We start from the raw sequence: 23,506 nt of genomic DNA, 5'->3' as shown, positions 1-23,506 counted from the left end.
TCTCAGGGCTCTGGCTGACTACGTGATTTTCGGGGTAATAGCCGTTGCACCTGCGGCCTTTGATGCACACTAATACACCTAATGTAACAACAGCATATTCAAATCCGCCGGTTTTCCATTGCTAACAAGTAAAACCTTATGTGCAACCAAATCGTGCCCTATCCTGCGAAAACTTGTCGCTGCGCGTTCAGGCAGCAAATCAACTTGTTAGGCTAATATTACTATTTCGTTACATTGCTAACCAAGATTTAATAGTCCCTCGATCTCGCGAGTATCAAATGCACCCATTTTATATGGGTACTTATCCTAAACAATGAACGAAAACAGCCATGCTGCTTGGTATGGCTGGGGGATTAGTATGACTACTTTACACGCAAGATATAAAGCCTGGCTGATCAAATTCAGTGGCTTAGCGCTACTACTTGTTAGCCTGGGCATAAAAGCAAATAGTGACTGGATCATTGGCTCGGGGATCTATGATATTACCGGCCCGGCCGCCGATCGGGGCATGGTAGGATATGGCGATGTTGGGCAGACCACCAAAGGGATACACACACGCCTTTGGTCCCGTGCATTTGTGATTGGTAAACCAAACTCAAACCAACTTGTCACCTTCGTCAGTGCAGATCTGCAAAGCATTACCCAGGGTGTGCACCAGGGCGTGCTCAAAAAAATTGCCGGTGACCCGCTGATAGCACCTTTTTTTAACCAAAACAATGTGATGCTCAGCGCAACTCATGTTCATGTGGGACCGGGTGGTTATGATCACAACATCATGCTTAATATGAGTGCGCTGGGTTATGACGAAGATAATTATAACACCATAGTCAACGGCATATATCTGTCCATCCGTAACGCCTATCTAAACAGAGGCTTGGGCAGTATTCACATTAATCAGGGAGAATTATCTGGCGCGGCCGTTAACCGCAATTTGACTGCATATAACCAAAACCCGGATGCCGATGACTATGACACTCAGATCAATCAAACCATGACCTTGCTAAAACTGGTGAAAAGCAATGGCCAGGAAATTGGTATGATCAACTGGTTTGGTGTACATAATGTATCGAGCAATCAGAATCAGCGACTTATTACCGGAGACAACAAAGGGGTTGCTGCCCAGCTGTTTGAAAAGCACAAAGGGGCGAACTGGCCTCTGTCGGGTCAGTTTGTCGCTGCCTTCGCAAACAGCGAAGAAGGGGATGTTTCACCCAATGTATGTGGACCGGAAGATGGCTGTGCAGGCAAAGGTAACAATGAGGCAAACGTCGCGCTATCAGCAAACAAGCAATACAACAAAGCGCTGAGCCTTTATAACAATGCAACAGACGCACTCAATGGCGCATTGGATGTACGTTTTCAGTACGTAAAACTGCCAGGGTTAAACGTTTTGGGTCAATACACTGGAAATGGCGATCAACGACTATGTGAGGGCGCCATTGGATTTTCAATGACAGCCGGAGCAACCTATGACGGCCCGTCTGGCCAGTCGGGTGTATTTGAAGGCATGACACAAGACAATGAAGGGTCAAGCTGGGACCGTAGTACAGTAATAGGTGCTGTGGGCGGTGCGTTTAAGTTCATTAATGATTTTGCTGGCCTGCTCGGATTTGATAAAAACGTGCTGGGCAGCAAAACCCATGAGACATGTCAGTATCCTAAACCCACCTTTTTACCCACACAGCTGGGCTCCGGCGCGCACCTGTATACAGATACCCTACCTTTTCAGCTCTTTCAGATTGGTAATATGGCCCTTGTGGGGATTCCGGGAGAAATGACCACCATGGCAGCACGCCGCCTGCGCAACGATTTACAAGCAGCGCTTGCCCCTCGTGGCATCACCACTGTGGTCTTTGCCGGGCTGGCGAATGCTTATGGCGGGTATATCACAACCAAAGAGGAATATCAGATCCAGTATTACGAAGGCGCACATACCCTGTTTGGTCAGTACAGCCTGGCAGCCTATCGACAAATTTTTAGCCGGCTTGCCAATGCTCTGGTACATGACGATAACCTCAACACCGGCCCAAACCCGCTGGACTGGTCAAATAAACAGAAAGTTTATGCCATTGGTGTAGTTTATGATGATAAGCGGTTGTGGGAGTCCTTTGGGCAAACCTGGAGCGATGCCAACAGCAGTTACGTGCGTGGTAATACGGTTAAGGTGAAGTTTCGCTCTGGCCATCCTCAGAATAACTTTAAAACGATGTCGAGTTTTATGGAGGTGCAGCGATATGAAAACGGTGGCTGGTCAACTGTCTTAACTGATAATGACCTGAGCACTAAGTTCACCTGGATCCGCGATACCGCTGCTGACTGTATGGCCTGCTCATTTGCTCAGCTGGAATGGACTATCAATCCGGATATGCCCAGAGGTACCTACCGTATCAAGCACACAGGTCACTGGAAAAGTGGTTGGGGCGGCAAGATACGCAGTTACTCAGGCCAGAGCCGCTCATTTACAGTGAACTAATTTTGTTTATTGCCCGGCCATGTTTTACATGGCCCTTTGTAAACCGGCGCTTTTGTCAAATTCAATAACCTTCATCAAAACACCCGCCTGATCTGACTTTCCTAGCATCCTCGCTCCATACGCCAGTATACCCAACCTGAACTCACCCAGTTTTACATCGTTAATTCATGACAACATCGGATATACAAAATTTCTTATTCCCTCTATCATCAATTAAAAAACTTGAATATTTACTCTATTTGGAAAAACCTGACGCAAAACAATCACACCTCAGTGCTTAATCCAAATGACTAAAAACCACTATGACAACACAAAAAACCAACACAGAAAAAAGCACAGAAGCTTTCATCAGCACACTTTACCGTGAAGCCGCACGCATACCACCCAATGAATACCGCGTATGGGCTTTAGAGCAACTATCCCGGGTCATCGACTTTGACGCCGCGTTCTGGGGCAGCGGCAACAGCGCCGATATTCACTTTCATTACGTTTGCCATGTTGGCCTGGATGAAGATTATGCCTGTCAGCTGCAACAAACCCTGCCCATCAACCCTATCAAAGACGCCGTAATTAATAACCTTGGCAAACCGGTTAATATGCAGGATGTGATTGCTGACAATGACTTTTATCAGTCTCAGTTATACCAGCAATTATTTCAACCATATGGTATTGAACGTATCCTGGCTGCTGGACATTTTGATCAGAACAATGGTCTGTACTCGCTGCTCAGTTTATACCGTTTTGACAGAGCGCAGATATTCACCGAGCACGAACGCCAATTACAGGAACGACTTGTGTTTCATCTGGTCAATGCCGCCTCGCATGCCTTTTTCCTACACTTGCACGCGGGCAATATACTCCATCACAAAGCGCATGCAGCCTCCGCAATATGCGACATCAATGGGTGTTTTCACGAGGTTCAGCCCCGTTTTGTTACTCTGCTCAACGAGTATTTTCCTAATCGTACTGGTGTCACCCTGCCTTTTGCCATAGGTAAAGATAATTCTACAACGCATATTAATAACCTGACGGTCTCTTTTAAAGCACAGGGGGAGCTGATGATAGTGACACTGCGTCTACCTGGCCCCTTAGACTTGTTGAGTCAGCGCGAGACACAGATTGTAGAATGGGTGTGCAAAGGCCTGACTTTCAAAGAGGTAGCCCGACAACTGGATGTAGCCCCGTCAACCGTGTCTAATCATCTGTACCGTATTTACGACAAGATTGGCATCAACAGCCGCAGTGAGCTTGCCCAACTGGTTGATAGCCAGAGATAGGTTTAATAGTATTGACGCATGTGGCTTTTGAAATCCAGTGATGACTGGGACTTAGCAACAGGCTTTTAATTACGACTAACAGCTTAATGTTTTCCCAATGCACTACTCTTTACTTGCACCACTGAAATATTGAGCTCACTCAACAACAGGTCTCACTTACTCATACTCAGGTAAATATATCTCCCCATTATACCGAGAGTCTGAAAAACCTTTAACTCTCATAAAATTCAATGCAAAATAAACCAAACGTAAATAAAATACTGAAAAACCTTATAATTAAAAATCACTTACCAAACGCCAGGCCAAAGTAAAACGACACCTTCAATATATTTATTAACACAAGTGATAGTACAATCCCATAATTAAACAATAAAAACAACTTGATACAGCATCATCATAATGAAATACTGTACTGGCAGAAGGTGAATTTCGACACTGTGGCCAGACTGATGACTTCAGTACTGTTGTTTTAATTGGCACAGTAATTGGTAGAAATAACTACACTTTTGTATTAAAAAAACCAGAAACTCAAATTATAAACTCTACTTAAAAAGGAAATTTCTCTATGAAGAAATCATTAATCTTAGCTTCTCTGATTTATTCATCCGCAGCACTTTCAGGTACAGGGCAGGCATTAATTCCACACTATTATGTTGGAACCAACTCTTCATGCCACCTCCATATTACCAATATTTCTGATAATGATGTCCAGGTTAAGATAGATCTATTCGACCAAAATGGTAATACATATTCATCAAACATTACCTCCTGGTACGCTTTTTCAGGTTCTAACCCAGTTACTGGCACTGTTGCATTGCCTGCCAATAAAACAGGCGCCATCTCAATGAATAAAATGGGGTCAGGCTATGTAGGATATGGTTATATCCGCTGGAGCAACGAACACAACCAAAATGACGCTTTGGTAGCTAACTTCCACTGCGATGCCACAAGTATTGGACAAAGATCGATATTAATTAACCAACAAAGTCCGTTCTAACGAAACCTCATTATCATAGCTAACTCCTTTATTTGAGTTAGATTTTACAGGGAAGCTATGAGCAACTTTTGACGCTCACCTTCCCGTCCAAACCGCCACTCAGGCACAAAGTGAGCAAAATAAAACTGTCGAACGGCCCAAAAGTAATACAAAAATTGAGTAAAGAATTGTCGTACCTGTAACACATTGATTTTAGTCATCTTTATATCTGACAATCAGCTCCCCGAAGTGCACTATATAACGCTATAGCTATCTGATATGTCTGCCCGCCAAAATGGCAACAAAACTCACCATATTCGTGAATTCATTCAAGGCTCAAGAGTCAACAGTAAGCTCATTTAATACATGGGAAACTTGTTATTGCCTATAACAACGCCGCTTGCTCCACCACAATAGCGTGGCGCTGGGCCAGGCGTAGGTGATCTTTGTCGTAGCCGCCACCAATCACCGTGGCCACCGGAATACCAGCTTGCTGGCAGGTCTTGAGCACCAGAGCATCGCGCTGCTCCAAACCCCGCCAACTGATATCCAGCTTACCCAGGCCGTCGTGTTCCCAGATATCCACCCCAGCGTCATACAATACCAAATCTGGATTAACGTCTTCGAGCAAGCCTGTCAGGGTGTCTTCTACGATATGCAAGTAGTCCGCGTCTTTCAAATTGTTCGCCAGACCAATATCCAGATCACTGTTGTGTTTTCGAAACGGAAAGTTTTTTTCGCAGTGAATAGAGCAGGTAAACACATAAGGGTTATGTTTAAGCATGGCTGCGGTGCCATCGCCCTGATGGACATCCAGATCAAAGATCAGCACATTGTTTACTTTACCTTGCTCTATCAGGGTTGTAGAAGTAAAGACTAAATCATTGACCATACAATAACCTGAGCCAAAATCGTAGTGAGCATGGTGTGTGCCACCAGCCAGGTGACAGGCTACACCGTTTTGCAGCGCCAGCTCTGCAGTTTTGAGTGTGCCAAGCGGAGCGGTAAAGGTCCGTGCCATGAGCTGCTCTGACCAAGGCAGGCCGATACGACGCATCGATTTAGCATCAAGTTGATTACGCCACAGATCCCATAAGTAAGTATCACAGTGCACCGCTTCCAGTGGCTCCGGTGACCCCAGCTCAGGCTGATATACATTGTCGCCAATCAACCCCATTGCCCTCACCTGCTGATAGAGATTAGCGAACTTACTCATCACAAAGCGGTGATTAGGATCGAAACTGAATGAATAGTTGGGGTGATACACCAGCGGCAGGCTGGTATTGAGTGATTGGCGGTTTATATACATATCCAAAACAACATATAACGAGGATGGCGAGAGTGTAGCGCATCTTTCCACCTTGTGGTTAGTATGGCAACATATCATCACCTAAACTTTGCGTATTTTGCCTTATGGAACTGAACTTTGCCGATTTTTCACCAACCCAGATATATCACCTTATGACTCAAACCGTGATCCCAAGGCCCATCGCCTGGGTTCTAACAGAGTCCGACGACCAAAACTACAATCTGGCCCCCTTCTCTTACTTTACAGCGGTATCCAGTGCGCCCCCTTTACTGATGTTCTCAACTGGTAAAAAACCGACAGGGGAAATTAAAGACACAGTAAAAAACGTCAAATCAACACGTAGATGTGTGATACACATTGCCTCAGAGCATGACGCTGAGCTGGTAACTCAAACGGCAGCAACGCTGCCGCATGGCGAATCAGAGGTGACAGCCAACGATATAAAGCTAGCTGAATTCACAGGCTTTGAGATGCCACGTATCGCACATTGTGATATCGCCTATGGCTGTGAGTTGTATGAAATTCAGGAAATCGGTGATACTCCGCAAAATCTGGTGTTTGTGAAAATCATCAGTTTGTACCTGAGCGACAAAGTGACTGAGCTGGACCACAAACAACGCATTAAAGTATTGGCCGATAAAGCCGCCCCACTGGCACGTCTGGGTGGTGGGGAGTACTCAGGGATCACAGCCCCATTTGCGAAAGTCAGACCGGCTTAAAGCTCGGTAATGAAACCAGGGCTCATTTTCTTTCGATGTACGCTTGAGCCCTCACATCTCAAGCTCTTTTGGTGAAGTGCTCACTCACGATAACCCTCTGTATTTCAGAATGGTATTTGCCATTGCTCAGAGCAATAAGTTCAAACCGAGTTCACACACCATGATTCCCCTTTCACACGGTTTCGGTATACTGGCCGCCAAAAACTCACAAGAAGAACAAGAAAATGATTGGAATAGGTGAAATAGCTGCCATCAGCGCCGCATTTGTTTGGGCGTTTTCAACACTGATATATAAGCGCTTTAGTCACCATCTTAGTCCATTTGAACTCAATGTCAGCAAAGGCGTGATCGCTGCTGCCCTAATGGTATTATGCATGCTTATTGTGCAAGATACTGCATATCCTGTATTACCATCCAGCTGGGCCTGGCTGATTGCCAGTGGCGTTTTAGGTATTGCCATTGGAGACAGCGCCTATTTCGCTGCGCTCAGAAATATTGGCCCTGCACACACTTTGGTCGTAGAAAGCCTTGCACCAGCTATTGCTGGCATCCTAAATATCCTGATCCTGGGTGTCTATCTTAGTCCGCTTGCCTGGCTTGGTATTCTGATAACAACCTGTGGTGTCATTGTTGCGATTAGACCTACCAAAGCTCAACCTATCTCAGATAAAAAACACTATCTGCTTGGCATCGCGTTTGCGCTCACTGCCGCAACCTGCCAGGCCGCCGGCATGGTGCTCTCTAAAGGCGCGTTAAATAGTGAAACCATCAGTAGCTTATGGGCTGCATTAATCCGTCTTTCATCTGGCACCTTGTTTGTTGCTTGTCTGGTCGCCTGTTTAAAGTCACAAAGCCTAAACCAGGCACTAACATTGAGGCAATTGTCGGGTAAACGCTGGTTATTTGTTGCTGTCTTTTTTGGCACTTTCATTGGTTTGTGGTTACAACTCCTATCTGTCAACCACACAGACCCGGCAATTGCACAAACCATTTTTGCCACAGCGCCACTCATGGTGATGACTCTGGGCTTGATCCGAAAAGAAACTATCACCAGAGCGATGTTATGCGGCGGTGTCATCGCACTGTTTGGCGTATTTTTGTTATTACAGGGGGCCTGACTCGCTCACGACCGCTGAATAATATGACCTGAACATCCCTATCTATGACTGAATATTTTGATTATACAAAGCCCGGACAAGTTTATCGCCGGGCGATTCTCTGACGCTTTCTGAGCTTTGTCTAAATTATGGGAATACAGTAAACCCCGCATCGAGCACATACGTACAAAGCCCTAACTGTATAAAGAATGGAAGTTACACATGGCTAAAAATGTATTGGGTGGAGAGTTGCAGTCTTGCTGCACAGACCCATTGACCGGTTTTTTAAGGGATGGATTTTGCAATACCAACCATATGGATATTGGTACTCACGTAATTTGTGCAACAGTCACAGAGGCTTTTTTGACTTTTACCCAATCCAGAGGCAACGATTTAACCACGCCACATCCGGAATATCATTTTCCAGGCTTAAAACCCGGAGATGGTTGGTGCTTATGCGCACTGAGATGGAAAGAAGCCTATGAAGCCGGGGTGGCACCACCTGTCAACCTCGAAGCAACGCACGAAAATGCGTTGGAACTCATCTCTTTAGAGGTTCTCAAAGCACATCAACAATAAAACAACTGGCTAAAGAAACCCTCTCTAGCCAGAGTATTATACTCTGTACTAGAGAGCTACAGCTGCCAGCCCCTGACTTTATAATTCCCTTACTTTTCGATTAGAAAAAGCGTTAACACGCAATAAAACCAAGCTCACTAAACAATTATTCCCAACCACCAAGTGTTACAATATAACATATCAACAAAAACAATAAGGAATCCTCATGCCAATGCGATTTCACTCTCAAGTATTGTCCATTGCACTTGCAGGTACGCTGACCATCAGTAGTCAAGCAACCGCGCAAATAAAACTGACCCCCACTGAATTACAAGGCCTTGATTACCAAAAAGCGCTCATTAATGGCCAACTAGACGTCAGTATTCCCACCCCAGAGAGTATTCTGGGCTTTCCTGTTGGTCAAAAAGCGGCAACACCAGCACAAATTACCGACGCACTAAAACAGTGGCAACAGGTCAGTGATAAAATGCAAGTTGTAGAATATGCACGCTCTCACGCAGGCAGGCCCTTACACTATGTGGTTATTTCATCTCCAGAAAACCTAAAAAACACCGACCGGATCAAGTCAGATATCGGTAAGTTAGCAAACCCAAAAAACCTCTCAAAGAGTGAAGAAAAGCGTATTATAAACAGACTACCAGCCGTCGCCTGGCTTGCCTATACCATCCATGGCAATGAAGGCTCAGGCAGTGATGCAGGACTTGCTGCAATCTACCAATTAATAGCATCACAAGAAAAAGACATTCAAGATATGCTTGAAAAAAGCATCATCATTGTCGACCCTCTTATGAACCCTGACGGTCGTGCGCGCTTTACGCAGGAGCTTCAGCAACGTCGGGGGGTTGCCCCCAATGTAGACACCCAATCGACGTTACACACCGACGCATGGAGAGCTGGCCGCAGTAACCATTACTTGTTTGACTTAAACCGTGACTTTATCTTGGGTGTTCACCCTGAAACGCGCGGTATTGTTAAATCAATCAATGAATGGAATCCGCAATTAATGATTGATGCGCACGAAATGGGCCCAATGGACTCTTATTTATTTGGTTTGGCGCGAGAGCCTGTAAACAAAAACTTGTCTGCATCAGGCAGGAAATGGGGTGGGATTTTTGCGCAAGATCAGGCCGAAGCTTTTGATGATCAAAACTGGCCATACTACACAGGTGAATGGTTAGAAAACCTTTACCCGGGTTATTCAAGTTATGCCGCATTCCGAGGCACTATTCACATTCTGTACGAACAAGCGCGCATCAAAGAAGATGGTGTCATGCAACCAAATGGCCGTATTGTAAGTTATGCTGAAGGAGTTGATAAACAGCTTGTCAGTAGCCTGGTTAACGTAAAAACACTCATTAAGCACTCTAAAGACGTCTATCGCGACTTTGTGAGCGACAAACGTAATCTCATTTCAAAAAACAGCCCATATGCTGATAGAACATTTGCCATTTTACCGTCTGAGAACCACCAGCGTATGGCCAAGTTTGTTAATTTAATGCAGTTGCAAGGCTTTGAGATGCATCAAACCACGCAGCCTATTGCTGTTAAAAATGCCACTAATCAGCTTGGTAATTCCGTCTCACAAATGCTCCCCACAGGCACATTGATCATTCGCAATCGCCAGGCTCAGGGGCGGCTTGTCTCCACTATGCTGGAATTTGATACCAAGATAGACGACAGTGTGCTCATTGAGGAGCGTCAACGCGTACTGCGTGATGGTTCCAGCTTAATGTATGACGCCACTGCATGGAACATCACTATGATGCACGGTGTTGAAGCCCTGGCCATTCCAAGCGATATCAATGATAACATTCGCCCTTACTCTGCCCCTGAAAAACGTCCGGCAATGATTAAAAAAGCGAATTCCATTGGCTATGTGGTCAATGGCACTAATGATGCTTCGGTAGGCTTTGCAGCTCGCTTAATGGAACGAGGGATTACAACACGTATCCTTGACAAAGAAACGGCCCTGGATGGGGTAAATATGAGCCGGGGCACCATTGTTGTCTCACGCTACGACAATGAGTTCTTTGCCGGTGACTTAGATGCGGTAATCGAGAAAACAGCACAGGAAATGGCTGTCACTGCGCATGCGATAGCAGGCGGTATGGGTAAAGGCGACTTGCCTGATTTTGGTGGTGAGCACTTTAAGGTACTGAATCAACCAAAAATCGCCATTCTTGGCGGCCCAGGCATCAGCTCATTAGATTTTGGTGCAATTTGGCATAGCATCGACAGTAATCTGGGGATCCGTCATTCTCATATAGACTCAAATCGCTTTAATATCACAGACCTGAGACGCTACAACACGTTCATCGTGCCAACAACCTGGTACAACCGGTTGGGTCAAAGTGAGCTATCAGCATTAAAAACATGGACACAAAACGGTGGCACACTCATTGCCATAGATGGCTCAGTAGCCCCGTTTGTAGATAAAGATGCTCAATTCAGTCGGGTAAGGCAAATTCAGGATACCTTCAAAGACACAGCCAGATATGACGTTGCCTTACAAAAAGAGTGGTTGGCGCAAAAACAAGGTTACCCTGAGGTGAGCCTAGCCTGGCAACACAATGCTGCTGAGTCAGTCAACTACCCCTGGAACAGCGAGTCAAAAACACCAAGCGAGAAGCAACTGAAAAAGCAAGATGACTGGCTTGCGCAATTTATGCCAGCAGGTGCTCTGGTTGCCGCTCGTACCGACCAAAAACATTGGTTAACTTTTGGTGCCCCGAAAGTGATTCCGGTTTTGACTGCCCAAAACCCGGTTTTGATGGCCAAAGAAGGTGTGCAGGCGCCAGTAAGGTTCGGTGCATACCAGGAAATGGACGACAAAGAATGGAAAAAACGAATGGAAAGTGCAGCAGGTAAACCACTTAACCGCACAATAAACTGGGCAACGTTACCTGACAAACAAACTCTGACGCTGCGTATGAGTGGCCTGTTATGGCCAGAAGCAAGCAAACGAATCGCGAATTCAGCTTACTTGACACGAGAGCGACTGGGTAGAGGACAGGTTATATTGTTCTCAGGCCAGCCTGCATTTAGAGGCTCTACACTCGCCACCAACCGGTTATTATTGAATGCGATTGTATATGGTTCTGGATTGGGTACTCATCAGCCAATCAAAAGTCTTTAATGACCTTACTTGACGCATATTGAAGCCAACAGCCCTGCAACACTTAGCTTGCAGGGCTTTAGCAAAAGTGCGATTCAACGAAAGCATCTGTAATAGGGAAATTGGCTCTACTTCAGTTATCGAGTACTTCTAACAATTTGACCTTACACCAGTGTGATTTATCACCTCGGTCAACGTACCAGATATTGACCTTTTTTTGCTCATTAATGCAGCCAATGCCGCTCCGTGAACGGACGAACTCTTGGTCCACAGCTCACAAGTTACCGCCGGATTATCGGGGTTGGGGCCAATTCGGCCACTCCCATTTATAACCATCCAGACATTCACTGAGTCATCATTTGTTTCAAACACTTTTAATGACGTCACATTGGCATTTGAAACAAGCCGGTCTGCTGACAACACCTAGCTGGAAAATACAACAAGCAAAATAAACAATACGCTTTTCATGATAGCTACCTCTTTTTGATTCACGTTGCCACCGGTCGTCCATTTCACTTATAGCGGTTCTGGCCTATACAAAAGTACTAAGGTAAGGCTTTGCTAAAAAACAAATATTCATTCAGTATTTTATCCAGCTCATCAATTTTAAACGGCTTTCCGAGGTGCGCATTCATGCCTATGCTCAGGTATTTATCTACCTCGCTTTGCATAACGTTGGCAGTTAACGCGATGATCGTCAGTCGCTCTTTATCATAAGTTTCACGGAGGATACGGGTGGCTTCCATACCATCCATCACCGGCATCTGAATATCCATTAAGACAAGGTCAAATGCACCATCACACGACTTGATTACATCAACCGCCTGTTGACCGTTTTCTGCAATCACAATATCTAGTTCAAAACGATCTAATAGCTTGGTCGCCACTATGCGATTAATCTCATTGTCTTCAACGAGTAGTACCCGAAATGCGCCAGCTGCGCTGACAGGTTCTTCTATCTGGTCTGATTGCTCAGGGTTGTGCTTTGCAGCAATTTGGCCAGGCGTATCTTTAACAAAAAGACTGATCAGGTCTTTTTTTAGTAATGGCTTATAAAGTATCGGGTAGTTCACTTTTGGCGCAATACTTTGCTCTGTATGCGCCGTGTAAATGACAACTTTTGCAGGTAACACCGCTAAGGTTTCTAGTCTCTCTAACAACCCATTGGCCTCACAGTCTGGCAATACCCAATCAAGCAGTAGCATGTCAAAAGTATTCGCGGATAACATTGCCTCGGCTTGTCGTCCGTTTTGCGCGCGCGACACCGTCAGTCCCACTGACGAGGCAATGTTATCACTGACCTCCATGTAAATTGGGTCATCCTCTACAATTAATATTGTGCCAGTGATACTGGCTGTCGAGATTTCCTGCTCGGATAAAGATGCCTTACTGACTGTGTTCAGAGGCAAACGAACGCTAAACGTAGATCCCTGGCCGACTTCACTGACTACCGCGATATGACCCTCCATTAGCTCTGTCAGTAATTTACAAATTGTCAGCCCCAGTCCGGTGCCCCCATAGCGACGAGTAGTGGACGCTTCAGCTTGTGTAAAACGCTCAAACAGCTGTTCAACTTTATCCTGCTCTATCCCTATCCCGGTATCGGTCACTGAAATCTCTACCCAGTCACTCGATGCAGTTTTAGCCTCCCGATGCACAGCGAGCGTAATCGAACCAGATTCCGTGAACTTCGCAGCATTCGACGTGAAGTTAAGCATAATCTGATTTATTCGGACGGGATCGCCGACGTACCAATCACTGAGCAAGGGGTCAATATCAAAAATAAGCTTGACCCCTTTGGTATTGGCGATGGGCGTGATCAAAGATCTCAAGTTATCGAGTAACTCCTCAAACTGAAATGGGGTTTGTTCGATATTAAGCTTCTTAGACTCAATTTTTGAAAAGTCGAGAATATCGTTAATGATGGTCGTTAAGGCATTTGCCGAAAAGCGCACTTTCTCCAGATAATTTCTTTGTACTGAGGTCAGGTCAGTAGCCAGCAGAATATCAGTCAGGCCCATGATCCCATTCATGGGCGTTCTTATCTCATGTGACATATTAGATAAAAACAAAGACTTAGTTTCGGCAGCCAGGTTTGCTTGCGCATTGGCTCGCTTCAGATCGCTCATTAGCCGCAACAATACGACAATAATAAGAAGAAAGACCAATAGAAGCAGGAGGAGGATAGACCTTGTCATCTGCCAGTAATCGACGTCGACCTGTTCGCTAAGTTGCTGCGTCTCTCTCAAAATGGCCGTTGATAGCGTGCTATTTTGTATCGGTACCAGCAGGTTTGAAGCAGGCAATGCATTCTCGAGTATAAAATCTATGTGTAATCGCATTACCCTGAAGCTGCGGCTTTCCTGTTCAAACTGTTCGAGTGATGTCATGGAGCGCATTAACTGCTGACGTACCATTTCAAAAACAGTATGTGAATTGGTCACCTGCAAATTAGACACCAATGCCGCACTTTTACTGACTGCTAACTGAGCTTGCGCTGAGTAAGCATCTTTTTCCAGCTCCTGCTTTGCAATGTAACGGTAAGAAGTTTTGAGCATAGAAGCCAACTGCATGTATGTGTCAACGGCGTCATGAAAGTGCGCTACAGCCAGACTCATTTCGTCGCTCAACAAATCTCGGGCAAGCAGTTCATTATATACACTTTCAAACTCCAGCTGCTTTTGTGCATGCCTGTCGAAATGATAAATATTGCTATCCATTGCGGACAAGGTTTCGAGCGACAGCTCGGTTGTCGCCCTGTTGAGACGCGCTTTCAGTGCCATAGTAACCTGAGTATCTTGAAGCTGATAATATTGCGTGATGGCTTGCGCGCCAATCCACCAAATCAATCCAAGTATTGCTCCTTCAATAAGGTATTTCATTCTTTTAATGACCTCGGCAGTTCGCCTGAAAAGGCATGTAGCAGCGCTTCCAGATCAGAGACATCCTCATCACTGAGTTCTAACCCTAGCTGTCCGCTCGCCATTATCCGGATCGCATCCGACAATTGCCCCACAGAACCATTGTGAAAATACGGTCCTGTATTTGCTACATTCCGTAAACTTGGGACTTTAAAGACAAACTTATCTTGCTCGTTACGGGTTAACTGATACCGCCCAGCGTCATTGAGTAATGCTTTGGGCATACGATCCAGGCGACCCATTTTCTGATAGATATTGCCTCCGATATTACGCCCCTGATGGCAGGTCACACAGCCTAGTTCAACAAACTTACGATATCCGCGCTGCTGTTGCACCGTTAACGCCTTTTCATTACCTAACAGGTAAGCGTCAATGGGCGTATTTTCGGATACCAGTGACTTCTGGAAGGCGACTATGGCCTTGGTGATATTCTCAGGGGTGATCCCGTCTTCGGACAAAGCTTCGAAGCTGTTAACAAAGTGCGGCTGTTGATTGAGTTTGCCTATCACTTGTGACCAATTGCTGGCCATCTCTAACGGGTTATGGATGGGTAACGGCAACTGACTGGTCAGATCGGGACTGCGCCCATCCCAGAATTGCCTGAAGTTAAAGACCGCATTAATTACACTCGGGGCATTGCGACTCCCCAGCTGCTGATTTATACCAACAGAGACGGGAAAACCGTCATCGCCGCCATTATAGAGGTCATGACAAGAAGCACAGGATGTTGTGTTGTCCGCCGAAAGCAATGGGCTTTTAAACAAGGCTTTACCAAGCTGAACCCAGCCAACATCATAGTATTCCAGGCGTGGCAAGGGTTGAATGGCGGCATCTACCCATTGGCTGGAATAAGTGACTAAGTCTGCGCTGTTATTAATAACTGGCTGGTGACGGCGATTGTCTTTAAAAAAATAAAACTGCAACGCAAGCGTTAAAAATACCATTGCCAGCGCGCTAAATACTGCCACCACATACTTGATACCCATACAAATAACATCCCTGGTGAGCTTGTTCGCTCTCAATTATGAGGGTAAGTATAGACACATAAATCAAAAACCCCCCATGACTACCAGGATTAGACGAATGCAACCGGGACCAATTGCCTGGTCACTGTCTTGAATATTCTCAGTCGGATTAGCTCGTTCATCATGAGCCATTAACACTGACGCTGTGATTAAAAAGCTAAGATTTGAATTAGCGTTTTCCCTCTCCCGACTTTCTCCTGATCGGTTAGTTTTGCTTAATTTCACTGTACATTATGTACTGAGGGCCAGCAGGACCATCCAAATATTTGTCTTCGCACTCGGTTAGCCCGGCTTTCTTATAGCAAGCATATGCCCCCGGATTTTGACAATTAACACCCAGATATAACCACCGGAATTGTGCATAATGTTCCGCCAGGTAACCTAACACAGCCACCATTGCCGCGCTGCCTAACCCTTTCCCCTGATACTGCTGACCAATCACAAACGCACGAATACCAAGCGCGCCGGGCGGACAATAAGCAAACTTTTCGGCATACGCCAGGTCCAGCTTAAAGTAGCCAACCAAAGTATCCTGATGATAAATAACATGGAGGTGTGTGGTCTCACAGATCTCTTCGAGAAATTCTTGCGCCGTGCCGGCAAAACGAACCAGCTCGGAGGCCAGCTGAATGGATTTAACCGCTTCAAAGTCAGCAGGTCTCAGCTTCTTAATGGTGATCATATCCGCCCTTATTTTGTTATAACATAATCAAAACTGTTCAGTATGTGTATTGTAAAGAACCCAAATGAGTGTTTGATCTCTAATAGGAACAAACACCGTAACGAACAACAACGCGAGAATCAAGAAAAGCGGGGTGAGGTGCTTTGGTCTGCACAGTGTAAAACGAACAAACGTCATCTATTGAGCAAAATAACACGCGCCTTTAGCCGAAGCGTATGTCGGTTTCGATACCGGGGAGCCAATTCAAGCAAAGTGCAAGATGGTGTATAGGTCTCCCCGCTTGCCCTAATCAAATTGAGCGTAACGGCTATTGCTTGCCCAGCTGCTTTAAAAAAGCCAGTTTCTGCTGCTCTTGTGCACTAGGCGTGTAAGCTTGTCTTTGAAGATCCGAGAGATCGACCTCATCCAGTGCAAACTCACTGACTTTACTTCGGCCAAAACGTGCTTTTTCCTGCGGCGAGCCAGACATCCGCTCTACCACAAAAGTCTTGAGCTTCAGACCTGATGCATGGTTCGGCAACACACTTTGATGGATCTTCATGGGCAGTGTCTGCACACCTTCACTCAGGCGCTTTCTGGCAACCACATGAGACAAAGGTTGCTCCCCTAAAAACAGATTTGCTCTGACTCGATAAATCCCGGCTTCCTGCACATTCAGTCTGGCATCGATCAGCAGATCACTTCCATGCACCCGAGCCTGTTCAAGATTGAGTAGCTCAGCACTGGGTTTCATGTATTGCACCTGTGCAACTACGGGGATCTCATCACCTCTGACATGTGCCCGCACGGTCAGTTGCAATGCTCTGGGAAAGTCCTTTTTACCCGCTATACTGGCAATATAGCTGCCTTCTTGTTCAAGCAGACTTTGGGTTAGCAGCACCTTATTGCTGTCCACCTCGCTCACCATCACTGTGGCGCCATATATATCACTGCCAGTCAGCAATAACTCTATGGGCTCTGGATATACAAAACGATATTGACTGACTTTGAGTGTTAATACCTCTTCAATATCCTGGGTCGGAATGGTCACCGGGTAAAAATGATTGGGTGTCAGCCTGTCACTGTCTGCCAGCGTTAATGGCTGAGAATATGGGGCATGGCGTAATTGCTGCTCATAGAGCTGAGCAACTTTGCTTGCAGCATCAGTCATTTCTATCGGAATATGACGCTCTGACTGTTGCACTGACTTTGCTTTAAGTGCACTTTTTGTGGCTTGTTCTGGCTGATGGTTAGGCACCTCAGCGTCTATTGTTTGAGCAACTGCGCCATGGTGAATGGGCTCAGCGTCACCGCTGAGCCACCAATAACCAAGCCCGATTGCCACAAACGTCAGAATAATGAACATTCGGGGCTTCATCCTGACCTCTCTTATTGCATAGCATTAAGCATTAGACGAGACAGGCTGTTATTTCCTGAGTTTTCGACATAGCGATAAGTACTTTTCCAGAACCAGGCACCCGTCTCTTCTTCGTAGGTATTGAAGTTGATGGTGCGACCATCAGCCAACTGACGGCTCGCTTGTGCAGCAGTCACTTTGCCTTCAGCCCGGTCATTAATCACTGAGAAGTGGTCATAGTTATCACTCATTAGCATAGGGTAATGATATGGCATAAACCCGCTAACAGCATCACTTTGCGACGCCAGCTTTCCGCTAGTTGCAACGCTTGTACTACAACTGCCAAAGTCATCCGCACGACTGGCACCACATGCAGAGTGGGTCGCGACGACACTGTCATCAGTCCCTTTCAGGAAGAGTTTAGTCACTCCCAGGAACAAGGTTCCATCAGCGACAAAACGCAGCCTTGGCGTTCTGGCTTCTGGCAGAGCGGCGATCTGTCTGGCGTTATTAACTTTCAGGTCATTCAGCACACCCAGACGACCTTCAACTGAGCCCCCTAGCCAGGCTCTGATAGCGGCTTCAAGGAGTGGGTTCAAACCTGATGTGCCTTGAGCAACACTCACCGCCAAATCGGCCAATTCGCTGCCACCACCAGCACCTGCGATATCAAAAGTCGCAACAATATTAAGCGGTGCTAAGCCTGCGTTCTCGAGCCAGTTTGCCTGATTATCCAACAGGTAGCGCGCAACCAGATCGCCCGTAGAGTGAGTTACTAGAATACAACCGGGCTGGCAAGTTCCCTGTTGCGACATTTGCTTCAGCTTTGGCCAAACATAATCGCTGGCTATCTTGCCTTCGATACGCTCCAGTGCTGGCCAGTCAATACGCACATCTGCATGTTGGCCCCAAAACTCTGACCAGTAAGATTCCCCGTCACCGGTAACATCGATTGGATAGCCTGAAGTGATCTGGCTAGTCTGAAGACCGTGAATAAGTACGACTTTATAACCATTTGCAAATGAATTAAAAGCGACTGAACCTAGCAAGAAAAGCCAAGACAAACGCAGAAAGTATTTGATTTTGTGCTGCATAATTTCCTCTTAAATCCTATTAAAATCATTGTGCTCAGTGACCAGTCTTCAGATTTCGGTTATCCGGTATTACGCCATACCGCGGAAATTACATTGAGCGCAACTGCATACAAGCATCACTCATCTGACGTCTGACCTTTTAGTTAAAGCGAATAATAAGCTAATGAGTATATGATCAAAAATCAACCACAAAACGAATATAAATTAAACTTTTATTAACGTATGTAATTTGGAGAATAATGTATTGGAAGAAATTTCAAGACGTGGTGTGTAACGAAAAGAGTGACAATTTAAGCGATCGCCGACTATTAGCCGGCGACTTCGACCCGATCTCGCCCGTGTGATTTGGCCAGATAGAGCGCCCTGTCTGCCAGTTCAATCAGGCTCTGCCAAGGCGCACCTTCTTTGTGAAGTGCAATACCAAAACTCGCCGTGATCTGTCGAATAGGTTCACCTGTTTTTTTATCTTTCACAGAGAGCTTTCGAATGTCATGACGAACCATGTTGGCAAAACTAACCGCTTCGCTGACACTACTGATTGACAAAGTCAGGCAAAACTCTTCACCACCGTAGCGGTATGCATCGCCACGACCTTGTGCATGGTGAGACAACTTTTCTGCCACCTTACGGAGAACATCATCGCCTTTTTGGTGACCAAAATCGTCGTTAAAACGTTTGAAGTGGTCAATATCAACAAATATCAACACTTTTTGCTTACTCATAGAGTGCGTGCAGAAACTAACAATATCTTCATCGAATTTGCCACGGTTCAGCAACCCTGTCAGCTTATCTGTGTTGGCTTCTCGCTGAGAAGCAAACAGCGCCTCTTTGAGTAGCTTAATTTCATCATAAGCCACTTCCAGTTTATTCTGAAATCCCAGTGCATTCTGTTGCATTGCAACTGCTTCACGGGTCAACCTGGAGACATATTCCAGCACTTCATCATAGGCACTCGGATCTTGTTCTGCACCGCGTTTTTTAAGATTGTGTAGGCCATAATGACACTCAGACAGAAACGCAGAGAAGTCCTGGGAAGATTCCAGAGTCTCACAGATACCACTCTGAACCTGATCTATCGCGCCCTGAAATGAATGAGAAATTTCATGGAACAAGGCCAAATCATGCTGAGACAGGTACTTATCAAATAACTCTCTGGCCAAGTGAGGCGGACAACCCTGATAACGGGCAATAATCTGATCCAACTCCACATTAAGCTCTGGTTGTGAACCCACAACATAGCAGTAGCAAATTGAATAATTCAGTGGTGTCAGCGGGATCCGATAGCGGATCATAATAGGAAGCGCCTGCTTCAAATAGTGCGCGGAGCGTGTCAGTGTTGTATCAAATTCCATACAGGTCCATCAAGTCGCATTGTTCAGTGGCAATGCTTTATTGTTTATTTATTGTTCTACCTTTGGAGCCAAACGCGTGCAATACTAAATAATTAGAAAAAATTAATCAATCATATCGTATCATTTACAATTAAATTCACTTAGCCAAGACCAAAACATAAAATATTCTCACTTTCTAAATTCAAAAATAAATTATTCAAACCTTTGAAATAAATAAAAAAGTTAAAACTATCAGTGCTCAATGCAATGTTAATTATTGCTTATTACCATATAATGAAACTTCACTTGCTCAGAGCAAGACGCGCTGATAACGCAATAAACAGGGTACCCAGTACGCCATCGAGATGCACGGCCCAGCGCTTTATCCCTTTGGCTCTTGTTGCGATAGTTTTCGCCAGATTACTGAAGGCAGCAGCGAACATGAGATTAATGACAAACGCAAACAGACTCAGCATCAGTCCAAGTACAATTAACTGCGTGGTCAAACCATGCTCGGCTGTTGTGAATTGAGGTAAGAACAAGCTAAAAAACAACAGCGCTTTGGGGTTGAGCAAGTTGTTGAAACATCCTCGCTTGATCAATTCGACACCGTTTAAGCCACTATCTGCAGGCGCAGTTTTAGTACCAGAAGGGGTAATGCGGCGGTGTTTGTACCAGTGTAGGAGCATCTTGACGCCCAGGTAGGCCAGATAGGCCGCACCAATGAGTTTTACAATCAATGCAACCAATGGCATGGTCTGCATCACCTGACCAAGTCCAAAGGCCACTAACGCCGTCTGTACCAGACCCGCCAATAAAATGCCCAGTGCGATATAAGCTCCGGCACGGAACCCCTTTGTAGCTGAATAGCTGGATAACAGCAACAGGTCCGGACCGGGGCTGATAACCAAAAAGAAAATAGTAGTAAAAAACAGAGGTAGCAGAGTAATATCGATCATCAGAGCTTCCGACTAACGTCACTTCATCGCACAAATCATCGCCTCAGTGTACCCATTTAGAGACATAAAATAAATCACAGTTGGAAGTTTTTTGAGCATTACGCTACGACACTATTGCGCGTCTTCGCGCCTGAGGTCATTAAACAAACCCAACTGCCATGGACGCATTGCTAAAAACAGCCCCACACTCTGTCTCTTATCCAAAGGCAGACGAGCATCTTGCTGATTCAGCTGAGCAACCTCTTTAGTCAACTGCTCCAGTCTACGCCGCACCAGACTAATAGTCGCATCACTGTAGCTACCACGTAAATAAAACCGAAAGCTGTCTTGCCGGTTGAAATTACCCTGTAAAAACTTGGTCAGCACCTGCTGTTCGATAAAACGCTCTAGCGGACCTCCGGGGATCCAACGAAAGTCTTGTGCTACCAGAGATTTATAGCGATTATTGGGAAGCAACTGGATCATGTTCAGGCTATCTAATCGTGCCAGTAAACGGATGCACTCCAGTTCATCAACTTGATAATGAGAGATAATGTCTTCAAATTGCCAGCCATCACGTACGCACACAGCCACTAAAAACAGTTTAGGATTCTCCATCAACTCCTGCTCCTGAGCCTGGGTAAGCTGACTGATCAGAGACTGCTTTTGTTCTCCCAACGCAAAAATGTCTGCCAAAGACAACTGCATCAGGTCACAGATCTGCTCTAGCCGCTGTAAGCTGAACTGCTCACTGGCAAAGACCCGTTTAACATTGGCTTCGCTCATATCCAGTGCGTTGGCGACCTCCTTATAGGTCAGTTTATGTTGTTTCAACAGCTGTTTGAGCGTTGAGGTTATCATTGGGATTTGGCTCAAGGTATTACATTCCTATACTCACAGTCTCTAATTACTATACATATTAATTTTGAGTATACAAATATAATCCCTTCGGTAAATTGGAAAGCAAGTCAACGCGAGCCACATGGCTTGCTTACCAAGAGGGAAAGATATGACTCATTTACTTCGTTCAGTTTTATGTTCTGCGGTATTAGGATTATTTTGTACACAGGTTATGGCAAATGACAGCCACGCATCACAGGCCAGCCATCATGGCAGTCAGGCCAGTAAGTACAGTGCACTTAGCGTTGGTGAAAGCGCCGTTGAAGGCGCAAAAGTGTCTATGATTGCCGTTGCTATCCCCGTTGCAGTAATCGGGTTCAGTGCAATTTCAGTAGGTATGGCCAGTGCCAAGGCCGCAGCAGACCTATCTGACGCCGCCAGCCCAAAACCTTTGCCTATTTGTGACGATGTATTGATTGCAGGACCTGCACCAGCACAAGCTCTTAGCGAGGAGCTATAATTATGAAGTGGATACAAGGACTGTGCATGGCCGCTGCACTAAGTGCCAGCACACACACTTTTGCAGGCAGCCAAAATAGTGGCGAGGCCCGCTTTGAAGCAAATCAGATTGCGCAATTTGCCAAACAAGTTGAGCGTTATGCTGCAAATCAGGGCGCACACGTATTTGTTATCGGCCGGGTTGGTCGCCCGCTGGATGACCTCCCCAAGGGCATCGAATTTACCCATGTTGCACTGGCGGTCTACTCCGAACTCACGACCACAGATGGTGAGAAAAAGCAGGGTTATGCCATTCACAATTTATATCAGTTGAACGACGACCCCGGCACCAGCCAGCTGATAATCGATTATCCTACGGACTTTTTCTGGTCAGTGCATGACCTCAAAGCAGCCATTGCAATACCCACGCGGGCATTGCAGCAAAAGTTGCTGGATGCGTTTGCGCAGGGAGTACCTGCCAAGGTCCATAATCCGCGCTACTCGGTGGTAGCCAACCCATTTAATAACCAGAAGCAAAATTGCACCGAGCATACGCTGAATGTGATCAATGCTGCGTTATATAACACCACGGACATGGCACAGCTCAAAGTGAATACGCGGGCCTATTTTAAGCCGCAAACACTCAATGTGAGCCGCTTTAAACTCGCGCTTGGCTCACTTTTTAATGATGGTGTCGACAGCAGTGACCATCAAGGTAAGGTCAAAACCACCACCTTTACCTCTATCGTCCGATACCTTAATAACAACCAGTTGCTGGCGCACAGCACTGTACTGACGCCAGATGGCCCGGTTGATTTGAAATATCCACTTTAGGAGAACACAGTATGACTACAACAGCCCCTTATGCACCGAGTAAAGCATTCAGACTGGCATCTGTTGCCGCTCTGCTGATTGGTATCGCCTGCTACCTGATTGGCCTGTTCAATGCGCAAATGGCCCTGAATGAAAAAGGATATTATCTGATAGCCCTGCTCTATGGCCTGTTTTCTGCGGTCTCTTTGCAAAAGTGCATCCGGGACCGTCAGGAACAAATTCCGACTTCAAACATTTACTATTTATTAAGTTTAGCTTCCACTTTATTGGCCATAGTACTGCTGGTATTTGCTTTGTGGCGCGCCGAGTTGCTGCTCAGTGAAAAAGGGTTTTATGGTATCGCGTTTTTGATGAGTCTATATGCTGCAATTGCCGTTCAAAAGAACGTCCGCGATAGCCAGAGCGTGACTGAAACGGTCTCCTCACCCAATACACAAGTGCATGAAGGCAAGGAGTGATCTG

At 45.8% G+C, this 23,506-nt stretch carries 19 protein-coding genes; 10 read left to right on the top strand and 9 right to left on the bottom strand.

Annotated elements, in window-relative coordinates; translation table 11 throughout:
* Positions 1 to 358: 358 nt before the first annotated feature.
* From IY568_RS05830 to IY568_RS05820, 3 genes are all read left to right on the top strand, one after another.
* The gene (locus IY568_RS05830) at positions 359 to 2,473 is read left to right on the top strand and encodes a neutral/alkaline non-lysosomal ceramidase N-terminal domain-containing protein (protein WP_228553150.1); all 2,115 of its coding nucleotides are present in this window, start codon (positions 359 to 361) and stop codon (positions 2,471 to 2,473) included.
* A gap of 302 nt (positions 2,474 to 2,775) precedes the next feature.
* On the top strand, positions 2,776 to 3,750 hold the full coding sequence (locus tag IY568_RS05825; RefSeq protein WP_194867018.1) for a helix-turn-helix transcriptional regulator: 975 nt from the start codon (positions 2,776 to 2,778) through the stop codon (positions 3,748 to 3,750).
* A 565-nt stretch (positions 3,751 to 4,315) separates the two neighbouring features.
* Complete coding sequence (locus tag IY568_RS05820) at positions 4,316 to 4,747, top strand: hypothetical protein (protein ID WP_125557682.1); 432 nt, start codon at positions 4,316 to 4,318, stop codon at positions 4,745 to 4,747.
* Positions 4,748 to 5,111: 364 nt separating this feature from the next.
* Here IY568_RS05820 and IY568_RS05815 read toward each other — a convergent pair whose 3' ends face one another.
* Positions 5,112 to 6,035, bottom strand: a complete 924-nt coding sequence (locus IY568_RS05815; protein ID WP_138539231.1) for a histone deacetylase — start codon at positions 6,033 to 6,035, stop codon at positions 5,112 to 5,114.
* Between the two features lie 104 nt (positions 6,036 to 6,139).
* Here IY568_RS05815 and IY568_RS05810 point away from each other — a divergent pair, with 104 nt between their 5' ends.
* From IY568_RS05810 to IY568_RS05795, 4 genes are all read left to right on the top strand, one after another.
* Complete coding sequence (locus IY568_RS05810) at positions 6,140 to 6,754, top strand: flavin reductase family protein (RefSeq protein WP_194867017.1); 615 nt, start codon at positions 6,140 to 6,142, stop codon at positions 6,752 to 6,754.
* 224 nt (positions 6,755 to 6,978) lie between these two features.
* The gene (locus IY568_RS05805; RefSeq protein ID WP_194867016.1) at positions 6,979 to 7,872 is read left to right on the top strand and encodes a DMT family transporter; all 894 of its coding nucleotides are present in this window, start codon (positions 6,979 to 6,981) and stop codon (positions 7,870 to 7,872) included.
* Positions 7,873 to 8,073: 201 nt separating this feature from the next.
* Positions 8,074 to 8,430 carry a DUF2237 family protein gene (locus tag IY568_RS05800; RefSeq protein WP_194867015.1) on the top strand — a complete coding sequence of 119 codons (357 nt, stop codon included), beginning with the start codon at positions 8,074 to 8,076 and terminating at the stop codon, positions 8,428 to 8,430.
* Positions 8,431 to 8,635: 205 nt separating this feature from the next.
* Entirely contained in the window at positions 8,636 to 11,566 is a 2,931-nt protein-coding gene (locus tag IY568_RS05795; RefSeq protein ID WP_194867014.1) for a M14 family zinc carboxypeptidase, read from the top strand.
* Positions 11,567 to 12,090: 524 nt separating this feature from the next.
* Here the strand turns inward: IY568_RS05795 and IY568_RS05790 are convergent.
* From IY568_RS05790 to IY568_RS05755, 8 genes are all read right to left on the bottom strand, one after another.
* Positions 12,091 to 14,427, bottom strand: coding sequence for a hybrid sensor histidine kinase/response regulator (locus tag IY568_RS05790; RefSeq protein WP_194867013.1), 2,337 nt, complete (start codon positions 14,425 to 14,427; stop codon positions 12,091 to 12,093).
* Entirely contained in the window at positions 14,424 to 15,452 is a 1,029-nt protein-coding gene (locus IY568_RS05785; RefSeq protein ID WP_125557696.1) for a cytochrome-c peroxidase, read from the bottom strand. Before IY568_RS05785 ends, IY568_RS05790 begins: the two co-directional genes overlap by 4 nt.
* A gap of 244 nt (positions 15,453 to 15,696) precedes the next feature.
* A complete protein-coding gene (locus IY568_RS05780; RefSeq protein WP_194867012.1) occupies positions 15,697 to 16,173 on the bottom strand; it encodes a GNAT family N-acetyltransferase in 477 nt (158 codons plus the stop codon).
* Between the two features lie 307 nt (positions 16,174 to 16,480).
* A complete protein-coding gene (locus IY568_RS05775; RefSeq protein WP_194867011.1) occupies positions 16,481 to 17,530 on the bottom strand; it encodes a hypothetical protein in 1,050 nt (349 codons plus the stop codon).
* Positions 17,531 to 17,541: 11 nt separating this feature from the next.
* Positions 17,542 to 18,603, bottom strand: a complete 1,062-nt coding sequence (locus IY568_RS05770; RefSeq protein ID WP_194867010.1) for a hypothetical protein — start codon at positions 18,601 to 18,603, stop codon at positions 17,542 to 17,544.
* 308 nt (positions 18,604 to 18,911) lie between these two features.
* Positions 18,912 to 19,955, bottom strand: a complete 1,044-nt coding sequence (locus tag IY568_RS05765) for a GGDEF domain-containing protein (protein ID WP_194867009.1) — start codon at positions 19,953 to 19,955, stop codon at positions 18,912 to 18,914.
* A gap of 281 nt (positions 19,956 to 20,236) precedes the next feature.
* A complete protein-coding gene (locus IY568_RS05760) occupies positions 20,237 to 20,893 on the bottom strand; it encodes a LysE family translocator (RefSeq protein WP_194867008.1) in 657 nt (218 codons plus the stop codon).
* 111 nt (positions 20,894 to 21,004) lie between these two features.
* A complete protein-coding gene (locus IY568_RS05755) occupies positions 21,005 to 21,748 on the bottom strand; it encodes a helix-turn-helix domain-containing protein (protein ID WP_194867007.1) in 744 nt (247 codons plus the stop codon).
* 133 nt (positions 21,749 to 21,881) lie between these two features.
* Between IY568_RS05755 and IY568_RS05750 the strand changes: the two genes are divergently transcribed.
* Genes IY568_RS05750 through yiaA form a run of 3 tightly spaced genes read left to right on the top strand, consistent with a single transcriptional unit; the run spans position 21,882 to position 23,502 of the window.
* Complete coding sequence (locus tag IY568_RS05750) at positions 21,882 to 22,232, top strand: hypothetical protein (protein ID WP_125557711.1); 351 nt, start codon at positions 21,882 to 21,884, stop codon at positions 22,230 to 22,232.
* 2 nt (positions 22,233 to 22,234) lie between these two features.
* The gene (locus IY568_RS05745; protein WP_228553149.1) at positions 22,235 to 23,044 is read left to right on the top strand and encodes a DUF2145 domain-containing protein; all 810 of its coding nucleotides are present in this window, start codon (positions 22,235 to 22,237) and stop codon (positions 23,042 to 23,044) included.
* 11 nt (positions 23,045 to 23,055) lie between these two features.
* On the top strand, positions 23,056 to 23,502 hold the full coding sequence (gene yiaA, locus IY568_RS05740; protein WP_194867006.1) for an inner membrane protein YiaA: 447 nt from the start codon (positions 23,056 to 23,058) through the stop codon (positions 23,500 to 23,502).
* The last annotated feature ends 4 nt before the right edge of the window (positions 23,503 to 23,506 follow it).

Source organism: Pseudoalteromonas sp. PPB1 (genome assembly GCF_015356275.1).
GTDB lineage: Bacteria > Pseudomonadota > Gammaproteobacteria > Enterobacterales > Alteromonadaceae > Pseudoalteromonas > Pseudoalteromonas rubra_D.
This window is presented reverse-complemented; position numbering and strand designations above follow the sequence as displayed.